The organism is Sorangium sp. So ce1504, assembly GCF_051521635.1.
GTDB classification, from domain to species: domain Bacteria; phylum Myxococcota_A; class Polyangia; order Polyangiales; family Polyangiaceae; genus Sorangium; species Sorangium cellulosum_B.
On the sequence record NZ_CP150365.1, the window covers coordinates 12,488,679 to 12,504,985 of the forward strand.

The 16,307-nt window shown below is 72.7% G+C and carries 12 protein-coding genes; 4 read left to right on the forward strand and 8 right to left on the reverse strand.

What is annotated here, in order from left to right; translation table 11 throughout:
• The first annotated feature begins 1 nt into the window (after window position 1).
• Window positions 2–1,339: a carboxypeptidase regulatory-like domain-containing protein gene (locus tag WMF39_RS47030; protein ID WP_437742954.1), complete on the forward strand. Its 1,338-nt coding sequence runs from the start codon at window positions 2–4 to the stop codon at window positions 1,337–1,339.
• Window positions 1,340–1,372: 33 nt separating this feature from the next.
• Window positions 1,373–4,075 (forward strand): DNA polymerase I, encoded by a 2,703-nt coding sequence (polA, locus tag WMF39_RS47035; RefSeq protein ID WP_437742955.1) that lies wholly within the window; start codon window positions 1,373–1,375, stop codon window positions 4,073–4,075.
• A 300-nt stretch (window positions 4,076–4,375) separates the two neighbouring features.
• On the opposite strand, the gene rpsT is transcribed toward polA, so the two are convergent.
• The 4 genes from rpsT to WMF39_RS47055 form a co-directional block, all read right to left on the reverse strand.
• Entirely contained in the window at window positions 4,376–4,660 is a 285-nt protein-coding gene (rpsT, locus tag WMF39_RS47040; protein WP_437742956.1) for a 30S ribosomal protein S20, read from the reverse strand.
• Between the two features lie 13 nt (window positions 4,661–4,673).
• The gene (locus WMF39_RS47045; protein ID WP_044967265.1) at window positions 4,674–4,862 is read right to left on the reverse strand and encodes a hypothetical protein; all 189 of its coding nucleotides are present in this window, start codon (window positions 4,860–4,862) and stop codon (window positions 4,674–4,676) included.
• A 74-nt stretch (window positions 4,863–4,936) separates the two neighbouring features.
• Window positions 4,937–6,442, reverse strand: a complete 1,506-nt coding sequence (locus WMF39_RS47050; RefSeq protein ID WP_437742957.1) for a hypothetical protein — start codon at window positions 6,440–6,442, stop codon at window positions 4,937–4,939.
• On the reverse strand, window positions 6,439–7,026 hold the full coding sequence (locus WMF39_RS47055) for an RNA polymerase sigma factor (protein ID WP_437742958.1): 588 nt from the start codon (window positions 7,024–7,026) through the stop codon (window positions 6,439–6,441). The genes WMF39_RS47050 and WMF39_RS47055 overlap by 4 nt, the downstream gene beginning before the upstream one ends.
• A gap of 367 nt (window positions 7,027–7,393) precedes the next feature.
• Between WMF39_RS47055 and WMF39_RS47060 the strand changes: the two genes are divergently transcribed.
• Complete coding sequence (locus WMF39_RS47060; RefSeq protein WP_437742959.1) at window positions 7,394–8,731, forward strand: S41 family peptidase; 1,338 nt, start codon at window positions 7,394–7,396, stop codon at window positions 8,729–8,731.
• A 45-nt stretch (window positions 8,732–8,776) separates the two neighbouring features.
• Here the strand turns inward: WMF39_RS47060 and WMF39_RS47065 are convergent, their stop codons facing one another.
• The 4 genes from WMF39_RS47065 to WMF39_RS47080 form a co-directional block, all read right to left on the reverse strand.
• On the reverse strand, window positions 8,777–10,024 hold the full coding sequence (locus WMF39_RS47065) for an FAD-binding protein (protein WP_437742960.1): 1,248 nt from the start codon (window positions 10,022–10,024) through the stop codon (window positions 8,777–8,779).
• The gene (locus WMF39_RS47070; RefSeq protein ID WP_437742961.1) at window positions 10,003–11,784 is read right to left on the reverse strand and encodes a glycerol-3-phosphate dehydrogenase/oxidase; all 1,782 of its coding nucleotides are present in this window, start codon (window positions 11,782–11,784) and stop codon (window positions 10,003–10,005) included. Before WMF39_RS47070 ends, WMF39_RS47065 begins: the two co-directional genes overlap by 22 nt.
• A gap of 94 nt (window positions 11,785–11,878) precedes the next feature.
• On the reverse strand, window positions 11,879–12,622 hold the full coding sequence (locus WMF39_RS47075) for a glycosyltransferase (RefSeq protein ID WP_437742962.1): 744 nt from the start codon (window positions 12,620–12,622) through the stop codon (window positions 11,879–11,881).
• A complete protein-coding gene (locus tag WMF39_RS47080) occupies window positions 12,619–13,956 on the reverse strand; it encodes a protoporphyrinogen/coproporphyrinogen oxidase (protein WP_437742963.1) in 1,338 nt (445 codons plus the stop codon). The genes WMF39_RS47075 and WMF39_RS47080 overlap by 4 nt, the downstream gene beginning before the upstream one ends.
• Before the next feature lie 250 nt (window positions 13,957–14,206).
• Here WMF39_RS47080 and WMF39_RS47085 point away from each other — a divergent pair, with 250 nt between their 5' ends.
• On the forward strand, window positions 14,207–16,189 hold the full coding sequence (locus tag WMF39_RS47085) for an aconitase family protein (protein ID WP_437742964.1): 1,983 nt from the start codon (window positions 14,207–14,209) through the stop codon (window positions 16,187–16,189).
• Window positions 16,190–16,307: the final 118 nt, after the last annotated feature.

Genomic DNA, 16,307 nt, shown 5'->3' on the forward strand with positions numbered 1-16,307 from the left:
CATGGCGGACATCCGGACGGCAGGCGCGCAGCGGAGGGCCTGGCTCTCCGCTGCGCTGCTCTCCGTCGCGCTGCTGGTCATGCCGCTCCTCGTCTGGCTGCTCCTGCCGCGCCCCAGCCCCGTGATGCCGGCCCGGCGCGAGCCGGCCGCCGCGCTGCTCCCTCCACCGCAGCCGGAGCTCACGGCGCCGCGCGAGGTCGAGGCACCACCCGCGCCGCCGGCGCCACCTGCGCCGCCGCCGCGCGAGATCACGGCCGCGAGCGTGGGGCCGGTCCGCGGCGTCGTGCTGGATCCGGAGGGGCATCCCAGCGCCGGCGCCGTGGTCAGCTGCCGCGAACCGCCGGGCAACTCTGCGAGCGCCGACGCCGAGGGGCGCTTCGAGCTGCCGGCCGAGGCCGACGGTTGTACCGCCACCGCCGCGCAGCCTCCGTACGGCGACGCCGAGCCCACGCGCGTCGCCGCGGGCCGCGATAACGTCCTTCGCCTGCTCGCCGCGGGCGCGATCGTGGGAGAGGTCGTGGATCCATCGGGCAGGCCCGTCGAGGCGTACCTCCTGGCGATCGAGTCGTTCACGCCGGCCGGGTCCGGCGCGCACGCGGGCGTGAACGGCCGCGCGCGCAAGGTGTCGGATCCGGGCGGCGCCTTCCGGTGGGACGCGCTCGCCCCGGGCCGCTACGTGCTGACGGCGAGCTCGGCCGGACGCCCGCCTGCGCGGAGCCGGGCCGTCGACGTCGAGGCGGGCCGCGCCGCCGAACGCGTGCGGATCGTGCTGCCGCAGGGCGCGACGCTGAGGGGCAGGGTCGTCGACGCCGCGTCGCGCGCGCCGGTCGTCGAGGCCCAGGTCGAGCTCGACTCCGCGACCTCGTCGGGCGCGAACGCGATCTCGCTCGCGCTCACCGACGCGAACGGCGACTACGAGCTCGAAGGGGTGCCGGCCAGCGGCCCGTTCTCGGTGCGCGTGCGCCATCAGCAGTACATGGCCAAGATCGTGTCCGGCCTCGACGCGCGCGGCGCGCAGTCGACGCGCGTCGACGTCGAGCTCCGCCAGCTGGACGACGGCGGGGCGCGCGAGGAGCTCACGGGCATCGGCGCGATGCTCTCGCTCTCCTCGGGCCGCGTGATCATCGCAGGCGTCGTCGAGGGGGGGCCTGCGGCGTCCGCCGGGCTCCTGGCGGGCGACGTCATCGCCCGCATCGACGGCCGGCCCACGACGGAGCTGGAGCTCGCCGACTGCATCCAGCGCCTCCGCGGCCCGGCGGGGACGGTCGTCACCGTCGGCGTGGAGCGGGAAGGGCGCACCCTCGACGTGACGATACGGCGCGACGTCGTGGTTCGGTGAACGGCCGCGCGCCGAGGTGCTAAGGGTCGGTCCATGTCCACGCGCCCTACCGCGCTTCCCCCGGCCGGAGCTCCGGATGTCCTCTACCTCGTCGACCTGTCGGGCTACGTCTTCCGCGCCTACCACGCGATCAGCCCGCTCTCGAGCCCGAGCGGCGAGCCGACCCACGCGACGTACGGCACCGTCGCGATGCTCACGAAGCTCGTGGACGAGCGGAAGCCCGCGTACCTGGGCGTGGCGATGGACTCCCCGGGCAAGACGTTTCGCGACGAGCTCGACCCCCGCTACAAGGCGCACCGGCCGCCGCCGCCGCCCGACCTCGGGGTGCAGATGAGCCGGTGCCGGGAGATCGTCGAGGCGTACCGCATCCCGATCTTCATCCAGGAGGGGCTCGAGGCGGACGATCTCGTCGCCGTCGCCGTCGCGCGGGCCAAGGAGCGGGGGCTGCGCGTCGTCATCGCGTCGAGCGACAAGGATCTGATGCAGCTCGTCGACGGCGAGCAGGTGATGCTCTGGGACGCGATGCGCGACAAGGTCTACGGGAACCCCGAGGTCGTCGCGAAGTTCGGGGTGCCGCCGGAGCAGGTGCGCGACCTGCTCGCGCTCGTCGGCGACACCTCGGACAACGTCCCTGGCGTCCCCGGCGTGGGCTTGAAGACGGCCGCCGAGCTGCTCGCGCAGTTCGGCTCGCTCTCGGCGATCTACGAGCGCATCGGCGAGGTCAAGAAGCCTCGCATCCGGGAGTCGCTCCAGCAGAACGAGGCCGACGCGCGCCTCTCGCAGAAGCTCGTGACGCTCGACGGCGGCGCGCCCGTGTCGCTCGACCTCGAGACGCTGCGCTACGGCGGCGCGGACACCGGCAGGCTCCGCGAGCTCTTCACCGAGCTCGGCTTCTCGCGCTTCCTGAAGGCGGTCCGCGCGCCCGAGCCGACCGCGCGCGCGGCGACCTACCGGGTCCTGACGACGCGCGAGGAGCTCGAGGGCTTCGCCAGGTCGGCGCGCGCGTCCGGCCGCCTCGCCCTCGACGTGCTCGCGACGAGCCGCGAGCCGATGAGCGCCCACGTCTGCGGCGTCGCGCTCGCCTGCGAGCCGGGGCAAGCCGTGTACGTCCCGCTTGGCCACCGCTACCTCGGCGCGCCGGCCCAGCTCTCGATGAGCGACATCGACGCGGTGATGGGCCCGCTGCTCGCCGACCCCGAGCTCCCGAAGGTCGGCCACGACGTCAAGTTCTGCGAGGTGATCCTCCTGCGGCACCGCATCGGGCTCGTGGGCGTCTCCTTCGACACGATGCTGGCGAGCTACCTGCTCGATCCCGAGGGGAAGAACCAGCTCCACGAGCTCGCCGAGCGCGAGCTCGGCGCCAAGATGCAGACCCTCGACGAGGTGGCCCCGAAGCGCCGCGGTCAGGCGCAGCGCGCCCTCGACGAGATCGAGCTCGGCGAGGCGTCGAGCTACGGGGCCGCGTTCGCCGACGTCGCGCTCTCGCTCACCGATCGGCTGCGCCCTCGGCTCCGCGCCGAGAAGCTCGAGGACCTGCTCGTGCAGATCGAGCTGCCCCTCTCCGCCGTGCTCGCGGAGATGGAGCTCACGGGCGTCCTCGTCGACCCGCAGGCGCTCGCGCAGCTCGGCGCGCAGATGACGACCGAGCTCGCCGCGCTGGAGCAGAAGGCGCGCGAGATCGTGGGGCACGACATCAACCTGGCGTCGCCGAAGCAGCTCGAGGCGGTCCTGTTCGACGAGCTCAAGCTGCGCTCCCAGCGCAAGACGAAGACCGGCCGCTCGACCGACGCCGACGTGCTCGAGGCGCTCTCGGAGGAGCACCCGTTCCCCGGGGTGGTCCTCGAGCACCGCGCCATCGCCAAGCTCAAGGGCACGTACGTCGACGCGCTGCCGCGCCTCGTGCACCCGGGCACGGGCCGGATCCACACGCGCTGGGGCCAGGCCGTGGCCGCGACCGGGCGGCTCTCGTCGCAGGACCCGAACCTGCAGAACATCCCGATCCGCACGGAGCTCGGCCGGATGATCCGGCGCGCGTTCGTCGCGCCGCCCGGGAGCGTGATCGTGAGCGCCGACTACTCCCAGATCGAGCTGCGCGTCCTCGCGCACCTCTCGAAGGACCCGGTGCTCGTCGACGCCTTCCGCACCGGGCAGGACGTGCACGTGCGCACGGCCATGGAGATCTTCGGCGTGGATCAGGCAGGGGTCACCGCCGAGATGCGCCGCCGGAGCAAGACGATCAACTTCGGCGTGATCTACGGCATGGGCGAGTCGGCGCTCGCCAAGCGGCTCGACATCTCGCGGGCGGAGGCGGCGCGCTTCATCGACGCCTACTTCGCGCGCTACCGCGGCGTGCACGAGTTCATGGAGGGGACGATGGCCGAGGCGAAGCGCTCCGAGTCGGTGCGGACGCTGCTCGGCCGGCGCCGCTTGCTCCCGGATCTGCGCAGCAGCGACCGCATGCGCCGCGCTCAGGCGGAGCGCATCGCCCAGAACACCCCGATCCAGGGGACGGCGGCGGATCTCCTGAAGCTCGCGATGGTGCGCGTCCCGCGCCCCGTCGTCCCCGGCGCGCGCATGGTGCTCACGGTGCACGACGAGCTCGCGTTCGAGGTGCCGGCCGCGGCCGTGGACGAGGCCAAGGCGAAGGTGCGGGAGGCCATGGAGTCGGTCTTCCCGCTCGACGTCCCGCTCGTCGTCGACGTAGGTCACGGACCCACCTGGGCCGACGCTCATTGAAGGGGCGGGCACCCGCTGCGGATACGGGCCCATCTCGGCGTTTTCGGTGCTCAGCGTACCGGAGTACGCTTCCGCGCCGAAAACGCCGATCTGGACCCGTCTCCTGTGCGGGTGCCCGCCGCTGGCGTCATGGGTTGGGAGAGGGACGGAGAAGAGACGCGCTCTCTGTGGCTGTGACGGTGGCGGCGGAACGGCAGCGAAGGTCTACGGCAACGGGGGCGTACGGCGTTCCGGGGAGACAAAACGACGACGCCCGCTTCACCTTGCGGTGAGCGGGACGTACGTGCGGAAGGGTTGTTCTCAGCTCGCGGCGGTCTTGGCAGCGACGCTCGCCTTGTGAAGGGCGAGGGCGAGGCGGCTCTTCACGCGCGACGCGCGCTTGGCGGGGATCGTCCCCTTCGACGCGGCGCGATCGAGCGCGCTCACCGCGGCGGTCACCGGCGCGGCGGACTCTTGCGACACGCCCTTCAGCGCGGTGCGCGCCTTCTTGACGGTCGTGCGGAGCTCCGACTTGATGGCGCGATTGCGCGCCGTCCTCGTGATGCGCTGGCGGTTGCGCTTGTCGGCGGATGCGTGATTGGCCATGAGAAAAGCTCTCCTACTTCTTCGCCTGCGCCTCGGCGGGCGTGGCAGCGCGCAGGGCGTCCGGCGCGTTCTGGTCGTAACCCGCCGGATGGATCGGGAACGCGGGGGTGCCGTGTGCGCGCTCGAAGCGCTTGCGGCGGGTGCCCGCCGTGCGCGCCTTGCGCCGGCGGATGCGCTGGGTTTGCTGAGTCGCGGAAACCATGGGGGCGCGCATTCTACCCACGGGGGGGGCTGTGTCAACCCGGAGGTTTGCTGTCCTCCGCGAGGCGCCCCTGGCTAGGGTCGGATCGTCGCGCTGACCGAGAAAAACGGCTTGGAGAAAGGACCCACGTTGGCGCCCTTGAGCGCGGACTGCACGCAGCTCGACTGGCCGTTCGACGCCGCCCACCCGCTGACGCTGACCTTGCTCACCTGGCCTGTCGACGAGAACGTGATCTGCGCGCGCGACACGTCGTCCGCGCCCGCGACGCACGCCTTGGCGCTGCCCATGACCGAGCCGAGCGCGGCCTGGACCGAGCCCTGCGACGGCTGTTCGGGGATGTTCTGCTGCCGGAGCGGACCCGACGCCGGCACCGGCGCCTCCGAGACGACCGAGGGCTGTCGCTCCGCGTTGTCGCCCACGGCCGCCTGCATGGCCGAGGGGAGGTCCCCCGGCTTGCCAGCCGCCGCCGGCGCAGCCGCCATCTTTCCCTGCTCGGGCTTCGGCGACACGGCAGGCGTGGCCGGCGCCTCGACGGCCGCCGGCGCAGGAGCGCCGCCGCCAGCCGGGGCGGCTGGCGCCTTGGGCGCCGCGGCGAGCTTCTCCTCCGCTTGCACGGGCTGCTCGACCACGGCGCGCTGCTCCGGCGCCGCGGCGACCGGAGCAGCCGGCTCCACCCGCGTGTCGCCGCGCGGCGCGGCGGGCGCCGCGACGGTGGTCGGCGCGGGCGCTGCAGTCGCCGCGATCTCCTGCTGCGGCGGCGCCGTCGTCTTCACCATGACGGTGACCGCCGCGGCCAGCCCCAGGGCCGCCACGGCCGCGCCGGCGATCATCCCGCCGGATCGCTTCTTCGCTGGAGCCGAGGCCACGGGCGCGGACGGGGCGCGGCGCGCCGCCACCGGCATCACCGCTGCCGCCTTCGTATCCCCGAACCGATCCGCCGCGCCGTGCTGCGCCGTTTCGGAGGCCTCCACCTCCGAGGGCGCCGACGCGTTGAGCCGGTTCAGATCGATGACCCCGGAGTCCTCGGGCACCCCCTCCGCCGGCCGCAGGGACGGCGACGACGCGCGGGCGCCGCCGGAGAGCGAGCCGCGCCCCGGCAGCGGGGACACACGCCCTGGCGGCGCCGAGCTGCGTCCCGAAGCCGGCAGCGGCGTCGAGAGCGCAGAGCCGCTCATCGCGGGCATACCGCTCGCGCGACCCGGCGCCTGGCTGACCCGCTCGGCGATCTCCTTCAGCGACTGGCGTCTTTTCTCCGGCGGCCGCGACAAGGTGCCGCCCGACAGGCTCTCAGGCTTCGAGGCCCTGGCTGCTTGTGATCCGTCCCCCATGGTGCTGCGTTCTCCTGATGCGCGTTCTTCGCGCGAAGGGTCCTCCGTCTGCTCCTCGCCTGGCGCTGCGGTGAGGTCGGGGGGGGCGAGGAGGTCGGCTGCCGCCGCGGTGTCCTCCGAGCGCCGGGAGATGGCGGCCTCGACGATGTGAGCGGCCCGCGTCTCCCACGCCTCCTCGTCGTTCGTCGAGGGCGCGGGGGCAGGCCAATCGTTGAGCATCCCGTCGAGGTCGAGCTTGTCGGTGACGTTCATTCGGCGTCCCCTCCGAAACCGCGCTCCGCGAGGTATGCGCGGAGCTTGCGGCGCGCCTCGTGGACGCGCCAGGCGACTGTTCCTTCCGGACAACCCAGGATCCTGGAGGCGTCCTCGTGGGGCACGCCGTCGATGCAGACGAGGATGAGCGTCGTGCGCAGCGTGTCCGAGAGCGCGTCGATGCCGTCGCAGAGCGCGGCCGCGAGCTCGCGCCGCTGGGTCGACGCGGCCGGATCGCCGCCGTGGCTCGGGCGCGTCTCGAGCAGCAGCGCCTCGATCCGCGGATCGTCCGCGGGGGTCGAGTTCTTGCTCGGCTTGCGGGCCCGGATCATGTTGAGCGAGAGGTTCACGGCGATCCGGTAGAGCCAGGTGAATGGTTCGCTCCGGCCGTCGAACCGGTCGAGCGCCTGGTAGGCCCGGACGAAGGTCTCCTGCGTCACGTCCTCTGCCTCCGCGCCCGAGCGGACAAGGTGGAACGCCAGCCGGAAGATGCGCTTCTGATATCGACGAACCAGCACCCCGAACGCCTGGGCATCTCCGCTCCGGGCTTGATCGACGAGCTCACGATCGGTGGGTTTGGCCATCCTAGCCGCCTCGGGGTGCGAGTTGTCTCCCGCGCACGGACGACAGCGCAGCCGCGGACACCTCCTCGCGACGGCCCCCGACCGTCTCGGCGAGAGAAGCCCCTCGCGGCGAGCCCCGCTTCGCGAACGCGAAGCCGGGCGATGAGGAGGCAAGTTCCACGTTCAGGCGCGCGAAGATAGCCGAACACTCCTCTTAGGACAAACCATGCGCCCGGAGCTTGGGCGCCGTGATGACCTCGTCGACTGGCGGGCGATATGCCCGCGCTGGCGCATCGAAAAACCTGCGCGGCGCCGCGCAGGCGTGTGAACGAGCGCGGCCGTCGCCGGCGCACCGCGCCGCCGCCCGTACCGCTGCTATGGTCGGCGGATGCAACGCTTCTCGAGCTGGATGCGCACCCTGGGGCTCATCGCTGCGGCCTTCGCAGGAGGGGCGGCGACTTCCCACCTCGCGGGCGCGAGCACACAGGCGCAGAGCCCCTACGCCCCGCTCGAGCAGCTCGCGCGCGTGCTCGTGCTCGTGGAGAACAACTACGTCGAGCCGGCGCAGCGCAGCAAGATCCTCGACGGCGCCATCAAGGGGATGGTCGCGGAGCTCGACCCGCACTCGGCGTACATGAACTCCTCGGAGTTCGCCCAGTTCCAGGAAGAGACGGGGGGGACGTTCGGCGGCGTCGGCATCGAGGTCGACGCCAAGGACGACAACATCACCGTCATCGCGCCGATCGAGGGCTCGCCGGCGGCGCGGGCGGGCATCCGCTCCGGCGATCAGATCCTCGCGATCGACGGCCGCCCCGTCCGCGGCGAGCGCCTCGACAAGCTCGTGAAGATCATGCGCGGGGCGCCCGGCTCCCGGGTGAAGCTCACGATCCGCCGGCAGGGCGTGCCTGAGCCCCTCTCGTTCGACCTCACGCGGGAGCAGATCCACGTCACGAGCATCGCGGCGAAGCGCCTCGACCGGGACATCGCGTACGTCCGCGTGAAGCAGTTCCAGGACGGCACCCACGAAGAGATGCTCCGCGCCGCGGCGAAGCTGCGCGCCGCATCGAAGGCGCCGCTGGCCGGCGTCATCCTGGACCTGCGCAACAACCCGGGAGGCCTCGTCAACGAGGCGGAGGCCGTGGCCGACGAGCTCCTCTCCTCGGGGACGATCTACTCGACGCGCCAGCGCAACCAGGTCGTCGACGAGGCGAAGGCGCACGACGGCGGCGCGTTCGCCTCGCTGCCCATCGTCGCGCTCGTGAACGAGTACTCGGCGAGCGCCGCCGAGCTCGTCGCGGGCGCCCTGCAGGACAGCGGGCGCGCCGTGCTCGTCGGCGCGAGGACCTTCGGCAAGGGATCGGTGCAGACCATCTACGAGCTGCCCGGCGGCGCCGGGGTGAGGCTCACGACGATGCGCTACTACACGCCGAACGGGCGCTCGATCCAGGCCCAGGGCATCCGGCCGGATGTCGTCATCGAGAGCGCGGCGCAGCAGGTCCCGGCCGCGATCCTCCGCGAGCAGGATCTCGAGGGACACCTCCCCGCCGAAGGGGCGATCGGCGACCGTTCGCCGAGGGCCGTGCTCGTGGAGAAGCGCGCCGAGGCGGCCGCGGCGGCCGGCCCCGAGGGCGACATGCCCTCCGATCCCACCCGCGGGAGCGACTTCGCGCTCGCCGTCGGGTACCAGCAGCTCCTCCGCGCCATCCCGGCGATCCGCCAGCGCTGAGGATCGCGCGTCGAGCGACCTGCGCCGGGCGCCGCTCGACGCGCGTCAGGCCTCGGCGCCGGCGCGGAGCCCGGTCGTCACCGCGTCGAGCACGGTGCGCGCCCTCCCCGCGATGGTCGCCCCGGCCGCCAGGATCCCGGGCGCGGCGCGGACGCCCTCGCACCGCACCCCCACCGCCTCCAGCGCGCCGAGGCGCTCGCCGCGGGGCCACGCGACGACGTCGAGCTCCGGGCCTTGCATGGAGCTCACCACGCCGAACGCGCCGCGATCGTCGCCCATCGTGACGGGCGCCGCGATCGAGAGCGCGAACGGCGCGGCGCCGCGCGCCGGGAAATCGGCGCCGGCGCCGCTCTCGGGCGGCGTGTACGCGATCCCGCCGCCGGCGAGGCCGCCGATCGCCAGGACCACCCCGTCCGCCGCGAGCGGCACGTCCTCCCCCTCGACGTGGATCGTGACGCCTTCGTCGGGCGCCCCCGGTCCCGGGTGCCCGCCGCCCACCGCGCGCACGCGGCCGTGGCGCTGAGCCGCCCCGATCGCCGCGAGCAGCGCGTCGCGCGCCGCCTCGAAGCGCAGCCCCGCCGGCGAGCCGGCGCCCATCAGCGCCTCGCCCACCGGGACGCCGAGGCGCGCCGCGAGCGCCTCGGCCCGCGGAGCGCTCGCGCCGAGCCACGGGCCGAGCAGGATCGCCCCCGCGCCGCCCGCGCCCTCGAGCGCCTGGCGGAGCCGATCGAGGAGCCAGGAGAGCCGCGCCGGGTCGTCGTGCCGGGCCGCGAGATCGCCGTCGGCGATGTGCCGCTCGTCGTCGAAGCGCAGGACCGGCGCGTCGACCGGCAGGAAGCGGAGCCCCCGCGCCCGGGCGAACGGCTCGTCCGTGAGCGCCTCCGCGAGCGCGTCCGCGTCCCACGCGCCGCGCGCCGCGCGCGGGACGAGGACGCGCGTGCGGCGGAGCGGGCCGAGGTCGAGCAGCGCGCGATCCCTGCCGCGGGCGGGGCGGATCCGCCCCGCGATGGTCGCGAGGCGCACGCCCGCCGCCTGCGGCAGCTCCCACAGGCCGAGCTCCGCCGCGAACTGCCTCGCCGCCGGCGCGAGATCGCTCGCGGGCAGGTCGCTGCCGAGCAGCCGCGACGCCCGCTCGATCTGCTCCCACGGCACGTCGTCCACCGCGCCGCCCGCGAGCGCCGTCTCGCCGACGCCCGCGGAGATCACCGCGACCCGGGCCCCGCGCCGCCGCGCGCTCCACGCGGCGGCGAGCCCGGCGACGCCGGCGCCGATCACGAGGATCGATCGCGCCACGCCCTCTCCTCCGGCTCCCGCGCGGCGCGCTGCGAGCGACGATCGGCGTCCTCGCAAGCCGCCGCCGCCTCGTCGTCCGCGGGCGCGCCGAGCTCCGACCGGACGCTGGCGATCGCGAGGGCCTCCTGCCGCGCCTGCTCCGGGCCGAGCGCGACCGCGCGGGTCACCGCCTGCCGCGAGAGGAACGCCGCCGCCTGCCGCATCCCGTCGCGCGGCGGGAGCGAGAGCTCCTGCGCCACGATCTGCCCGCACCGCGCCGCGCAGCGCATGCCCCCGCACGCGCCCAGGCCGAGGCGCGTTCGGCGCGCGACGTCGGCGACGCTCCGGGCGAGCTCGTGCCGGAGGACATAACGCACCTCGGCCTCGATCACGGGCTCGCAGGGGCACACCGTCGCGGCCTCGCGCGGCCGCTGCCGCACGCGCTCCTCGATCCGGAGCGCGCGCGAGCCGTGCCGGTACACGAGCCGCCGGGCGGCCACCGCGTCGATCTCCATCCGCCGCGAGAGCGCGAGCGCGTCCACCGCGCGATCGCCGCCGGGCAGCGCGGTCGTGTGCGTCACGCAGCGGGCGCCGAGGTCGAAGCGCCGCGAGAGGACATCGGTCATCTCCTCGGCGAAGAGCCGGAAGCTGGCCAGCTTGCCGCCGATCATCGAGTAGAGGCCCGGCGCGCCGTGCGCCGCGTGATCGACGATCTGGTGCTCGCGCGAGAGGGCGTCCTCGGTGGGCCCGAACGCGTAGAGCGTGGGCCGCACGCCCGCGAACGTGCCGATCGCGCGCGCCTCGTGGATCTGCGGGAACACGCGGGCGATGCCCTGGACCAGGTACCTGACCTCCTCGCTCGTCGCGCGGACCTGATCGAGATCGCCGTAGAAGTCGTCGTCGGTCGTGCCGATGACGCTCATGTTCTCCCACGGCTCGAGGAAGATCTGACGGCCGTCGATCGTCCTCGCCATGATCGCGTAATTGGTGAGGCGCCGGTCGAACACGACGTGCACGCCCTTGCCGGGCCGCACGCGCGAGCTCGCGGCGGGGAGGCCGGCGAGGGACGATGTGATCGGCGACCACGCGCCCGTCGCGTTCACGACCGTGCTCGTGCGGAGCCGCCCGCCTTCCCCCGTCGTGCGGTCCCGGTAACGGACGGCGACGACCTCGCCGGTGTCCTCGCGGCGCTCGATCCGCTCGACCGTGTGCCCCACGTAGACCTTGGCCCCGCGCTCGATCGCGTCGACCGCGTTGGCGACGCAGAGCCGCGCGCCGTCGATCCCCCACTCGTCGAAGCTGAAGCCGCCGACCAGGTCACCGTGCAACCCCGGCTCGAGCCGGCGGAGCTCGTCGGGCGAGAGGCGCGCGTGCGGCTTGCCGCGCTTGAGCGGCTGGTAGTTGTCGTACGCCTCGAAGAAGGCGTCCGCGAGCGGGTAGAGGAGGCGCCCGTGCCGCGCGTTCTCGAACGGGACGAGGAAGGGGATCCGGAAGAGCAAGTGCGGCGCGATCGCCTGGATGTGGCCCGAGTCGCGGCACGATTTCTCTGTCACCTGCGGATCGCTGGTCAGGTACCTGAGCCCGCCGTGGATCATGCCGCTCGAGTTGCCGCTCGCGCCGAACGCGAGATCGTTGCGCTCGAAGAGGGCGACCCTCAGGCCCCGCTGCGAAGCGTCCCGCGCGACCCCCACGCCGTTCACGCCGCCGCCGATGACCACGACGTCGACGTCGGTGTCCGCGCGGCGAGCCGGTCTTGCGGCGCTCGAGAGGAGGATCGTCACCTGCGGCGTATAGCATGCCAGAATTTTTCCACGAGCGGGCCCGGCCTCGCGCGCGGCGCTGCGAATGGTGCGCGAAGGCTGGCGGAGCCGGCCGTCAGCCGCGGACCCGGATGGCCCAGGTCAGCTTCGCGAGGCTGCGCAGCACGTTCGGGACGCGGCGGGTGAGGTTGATCGAGGGGCGCCGCTTCTCCAGCACGCGGACGGGGATCTCCTCGATCCGCAGGCCAGCGCGGTAAGCGCGGATGACGAGCTCGCTGGCGAAGACGTCCTTGTCCACGACGCAGTCGCGCGTGACCCCGAGGAGCGGCTCGCGCAGGAACGCCTTGAGCCCGTGCGTGTCCGTCCCACGGAAGCCGAGCGTGGCGCGGAGGAGCCCGTTGTACACCTGGCTCGCCGCGTGCCGCGCCCACGGGCGATCGTCGCGCGCCCCCTGGATGAGCTTGGACCCGATCACCATGTCGACGCCGCCTGTCCGCAGCATCGCGATGGCGCGGCGGTGGAAATCCACGTCGCAGAGGTCGATTTCGTCACAGAGCACGAAGCGCCCGCGCGCCCGCTCGATGCCCGCGCGGAGCGCGGCCCCGTAGTTCGGCTCGCCGATCGAGAAGTGCCGCACCTCCGGGTACTTGCGCTCGAGCTCGCCGGCGATGCCGAGGGTCCCGTCGTACGAGCCGTTCTCGGCGAGCACGAGCTCCCAGCGCCAGCCGAACGGCGAGAGCCGCTCGCGCAGATCCACGACGGCGGCGTGGAGGATCGCCTCCTCGTTGTAAACGGGGATGACGATGGAGATCTCCGGCGATCCGCCTGCATCCTCGCGATCAGGCTCGGCTGTGCTCACGGCGCGCCTCCGAGGAGCGCCTGCGCGCGGTGCGCCGCGTCGCGCCCGAAGTGGAGCGCGTCCTCCATCGAGGAGTAGTTCCAGCCGCCGTAGCGTCCGCACGAGAGGACGCGCTGGCCCTCGAGGAACGGCCGCACCGCCTCGAGCGAGCCGAAGTAGCTGTGATCGAACACGACGTACGCGTGATCGATGCGGCGCAGGCGGGCGAAGCGGATGGCGCTCGGGGCGGGGATGAGGCCCATCTCGACGAGGCCGTCGGCGACGCGGGGGAGCAGCGCCGCGAGATCGGGCTCGGCGCGATCGGCGAGCTCGACGTAGAGGCCGGCCTTGCCTGGCGGGGCCATGGCGGCGGAGAAGTGGGAGTAGCAGCCCACGCGGTAGAACGGGTACTTCGCCTCCGGGACGTACACCCAGTGCAGCGGCTGCCCGCACGGGGTGTCGAGCGCCACATCGAGGTAGTAGAGGTGCGTGCAGCGCAGCCGGGAAGCCGCCTCGACGACGGCGCGAGGCGCGTCCGAGAGGAGCCTCACGAGCGCGGGCAGCGGCGCGGACGAGACGAGCACGTCGTACCGGACGATCTCGTCGTCGAACACGAGCTCGCGCGCGCGCCAGTCGATCGACCTGGGAGAGCGGCTGAGCTCGAGCGCAGGCGTTCCCGCGTCCCGCGGCCGCTGCTCGGCGAGCGCTCGCGCGAGCCCGTGCGTCAGCTGCCCGATGCCGAGCCGCGGGTAGAGGAACCTCGCGTTGTAGCCGAGCTCCCGGTCGTTCAGCCCGACCGCCCCGGCGAGCACGTCCTCCAGCTTCGGTATCGGGACGAAGCGGGAGCACCAGTCGGCGGTGATCTCGCTCGGGTGCACGCCCCAGAGGCGGCTGTTGTAGGGGATCATGAAGTGGCGGCTGATCCCCTCGCCGAAGTGCGCCAGACAGAACTCCTCGAAGTTCCTTGGCTGAGGTCTGTCCTTGGCGAAGTGCGCCTCGATGAAGCCGCGGAGGCAGTCGTAGGCCACCGCGGGCGGCAGGCCGAAGGTGTTCGCCTGGAACGGATAGCGGGTGTACGTGCCGTTCGACCAGATCATCGAACGTCGCTCGATCTCGAGCGGGTCGGGGCCCAGCCAGCTCAGCGCGAGCTCCCGGGTCGCGGGGTCGCGCAGGTGGAGGAGGTGCCCTGTTCGGTCGAAGCGGAAGCCGGCGTCCTCGAGCGTGATCGCGTGGCCGCCCGGGCGCGGCAGGCGCTCGAATACCCGGTGCGGCACGCCGGCCCGTCCCAGGTGGTACGCCGCTGCCATGCCCGTCAGGCCGGCGCCGAGGATCGCGACGGGAACGCTGGAGATCATGGGTCGGGTCATCGCTCGCGGCCCGGCCGCGGCCGCGAAGACACCATCTCCCTGGTGCGTCGTCAAGGCACGCTGCCGTCCAGGCGCTCCTCGGCTCATGCTGGATTTCCTGCCTTCGACGTAATTTGACGTAAGCCGCGCGGAGCTCCGCGCGCGCTGGCAAAGACCGCCGTTGGCGCCTCCGCCCAGAGCGACTAGGTGTGGAGAGGTCCCAGCGCGCGCCGCGCGTCCCGGGGCGTCCGAGGTGCAGATGCCGATCCCCCGCCGGAAGTCCGTTCAAGTCACCGGGAGGACCCTCTACCTGACCGAGGACCCGGCGCTCCTGAAGCAGCAGCTGGCGGGCGGCGAGCTTCGCTTCGATCCCGAGCAGCACGCGCTGATCGACAACATCTCGACCGACGAGCTCACGCCGGGATGGGTCTGTTACTACTACGACGAGACGCTCGCCCGTTACTGCCTGGTCGGGCTGCGCGGCGGGCACATCGAGCGCGACGCCATCAAGAACGGCGGCTTCGGCGTCATCGTCAGCGGGCGCTCGAAGGGGTGCGGCAGCTCGCGCGAGACGGCGCCGTACTCGGAGCGCGAGGCGGGGATCCAGATCGTCGTCGCGAGGAGCATCGAGAAGATCTACGGCCAGAACTGCCAGAACATCGGGCTGCTCACGACGACCGATTTCTCGCTCCTCGACCGGATCGCGCGGGGCGACGAGATCCCGATCGGCGAGTTCACCCGCGGGCTCGACCCGATCAGCGCCGATGTCGTCGAGTACGGTGGCCTCTTCGCCTACAACAAGGCGCGGATGGCCGGCGAGGTCTCGCCGCCCACCCTGGCCACGCCGCCGCGGCCGATGACGCTGTGCGAGAAGATCATCGCGGCGCACGCGATCGTGGACGCCCGGGCAGGGAAGATCGGCGTCCCCGCGGTGAAGCCTGGAGACGCGCTCTTCGCCCGCATCGACGTGCGCTTCTCGCACGAATACGTCACACCGATGGCCGAGTCGCTCTTCCGGGCGGGCGTCGGGCCGGACGCGGTCGTGACCGAGCCGGAGAGCGTCTTCGCCTTCCGGGATCACCTGACGTTCCTCGATCGCGTGATGCCGGAGGCGCACCTCAGGCTCGGCTTGCGGGAGCAGGCGGCCTCGCTCGCGACGGTGCAGCAGGCCTTCACCGAGCGGCACGGGATCAAGCTGTACGGCGAGGTCGAGCGCGACGGCAGGACCGTGGGCTCGGAGGCCATCTGCCACAACAAGGTGATCGAGGAGCTCGCGCTGCCAGGGCAGATCGTGGCGGGGACCGACTCGCACACCTGCATGGCGGGGGCGCTCGGGTGCTTCGCGTTCGGCGTCGGCTCGACGGACATGGCGAACGCGTGGCTCACGCGCGACGTCCGCGTCGCGGTGCCGCAGTCGGTGCGCTTCAACCTGACCGGGCGGCTCGGGCCGGGGGTCACGGCGAAGGACGTGATGCTGTTCCTGCTCTCGCGGCCGTTCTGGAAGACGGGCCAGGGCATCGGCAAGGTGCTCGAGTTCGCGGGCGATGGCGTCCGCGCGATGGGGCTCGACGAGCGGGCGACGCTCACCAACATGGCGGTCGAGGCGGGCGGCTTCACGGGGATCATCGAGGCCGACGAGGAGATCGTGCGCTACCTCGTCGAGCAGCGCGGGCTCGCCGCGGAGGACGTGCGCGCGCGCATCGTGCGCGCGGATCCCGGCGCGGAGTACATGGCGACGTTCGACGTCGATCTCGCGTCGGTCGAGCCGATGGTCGCGACCCCGGGCGATCCGAGGAACGGCGTGCCGCTGCGGTCGCTCGATGAGGCCGCCGGCGGTCCGGTGAAGATCGACATCGCGTACGGAGGCTCGTGCACGGGCGGCAAGAAGGCCGACATGGACATGTACGCGTCCGTGCTGCGCCAGGCGGTCGAGCGGGGCAAGCGCGTCGCTGACGGCGTGCACCTCTACATCCAGTTCGGATCGCAGGACATCCGCCGCTACGCCGAGGCCAAGGGCTACCTCGAGATCTTCGAGAAAGCCGGCGCCGAGCTCGTCGACCCCTCCTGCGGCGCGTGCATCAAGGCCGGTCCCGGTGTATCCGACCGCAAGGAACAGGTCACGGTCTCGGCCATCAACCGGAACTTCCCGGGGCGAAGCGGGCCCGGCCAGGTCTACCTGGCCAGTCCCCTCATCGTCGCGGCGAGCGCGATTGCGGGGAAGATCGCATTCCCGGAATCATGACGCAGAGCGCCTATCGCGGCAATACACACATAGTGGCCGCAATCGGCATCATGGAAAAACGAATGCTTTCCACGGAAGTGCACCGTACGCTAAGGTGCTCTTCTGTGGCGGATCGGGA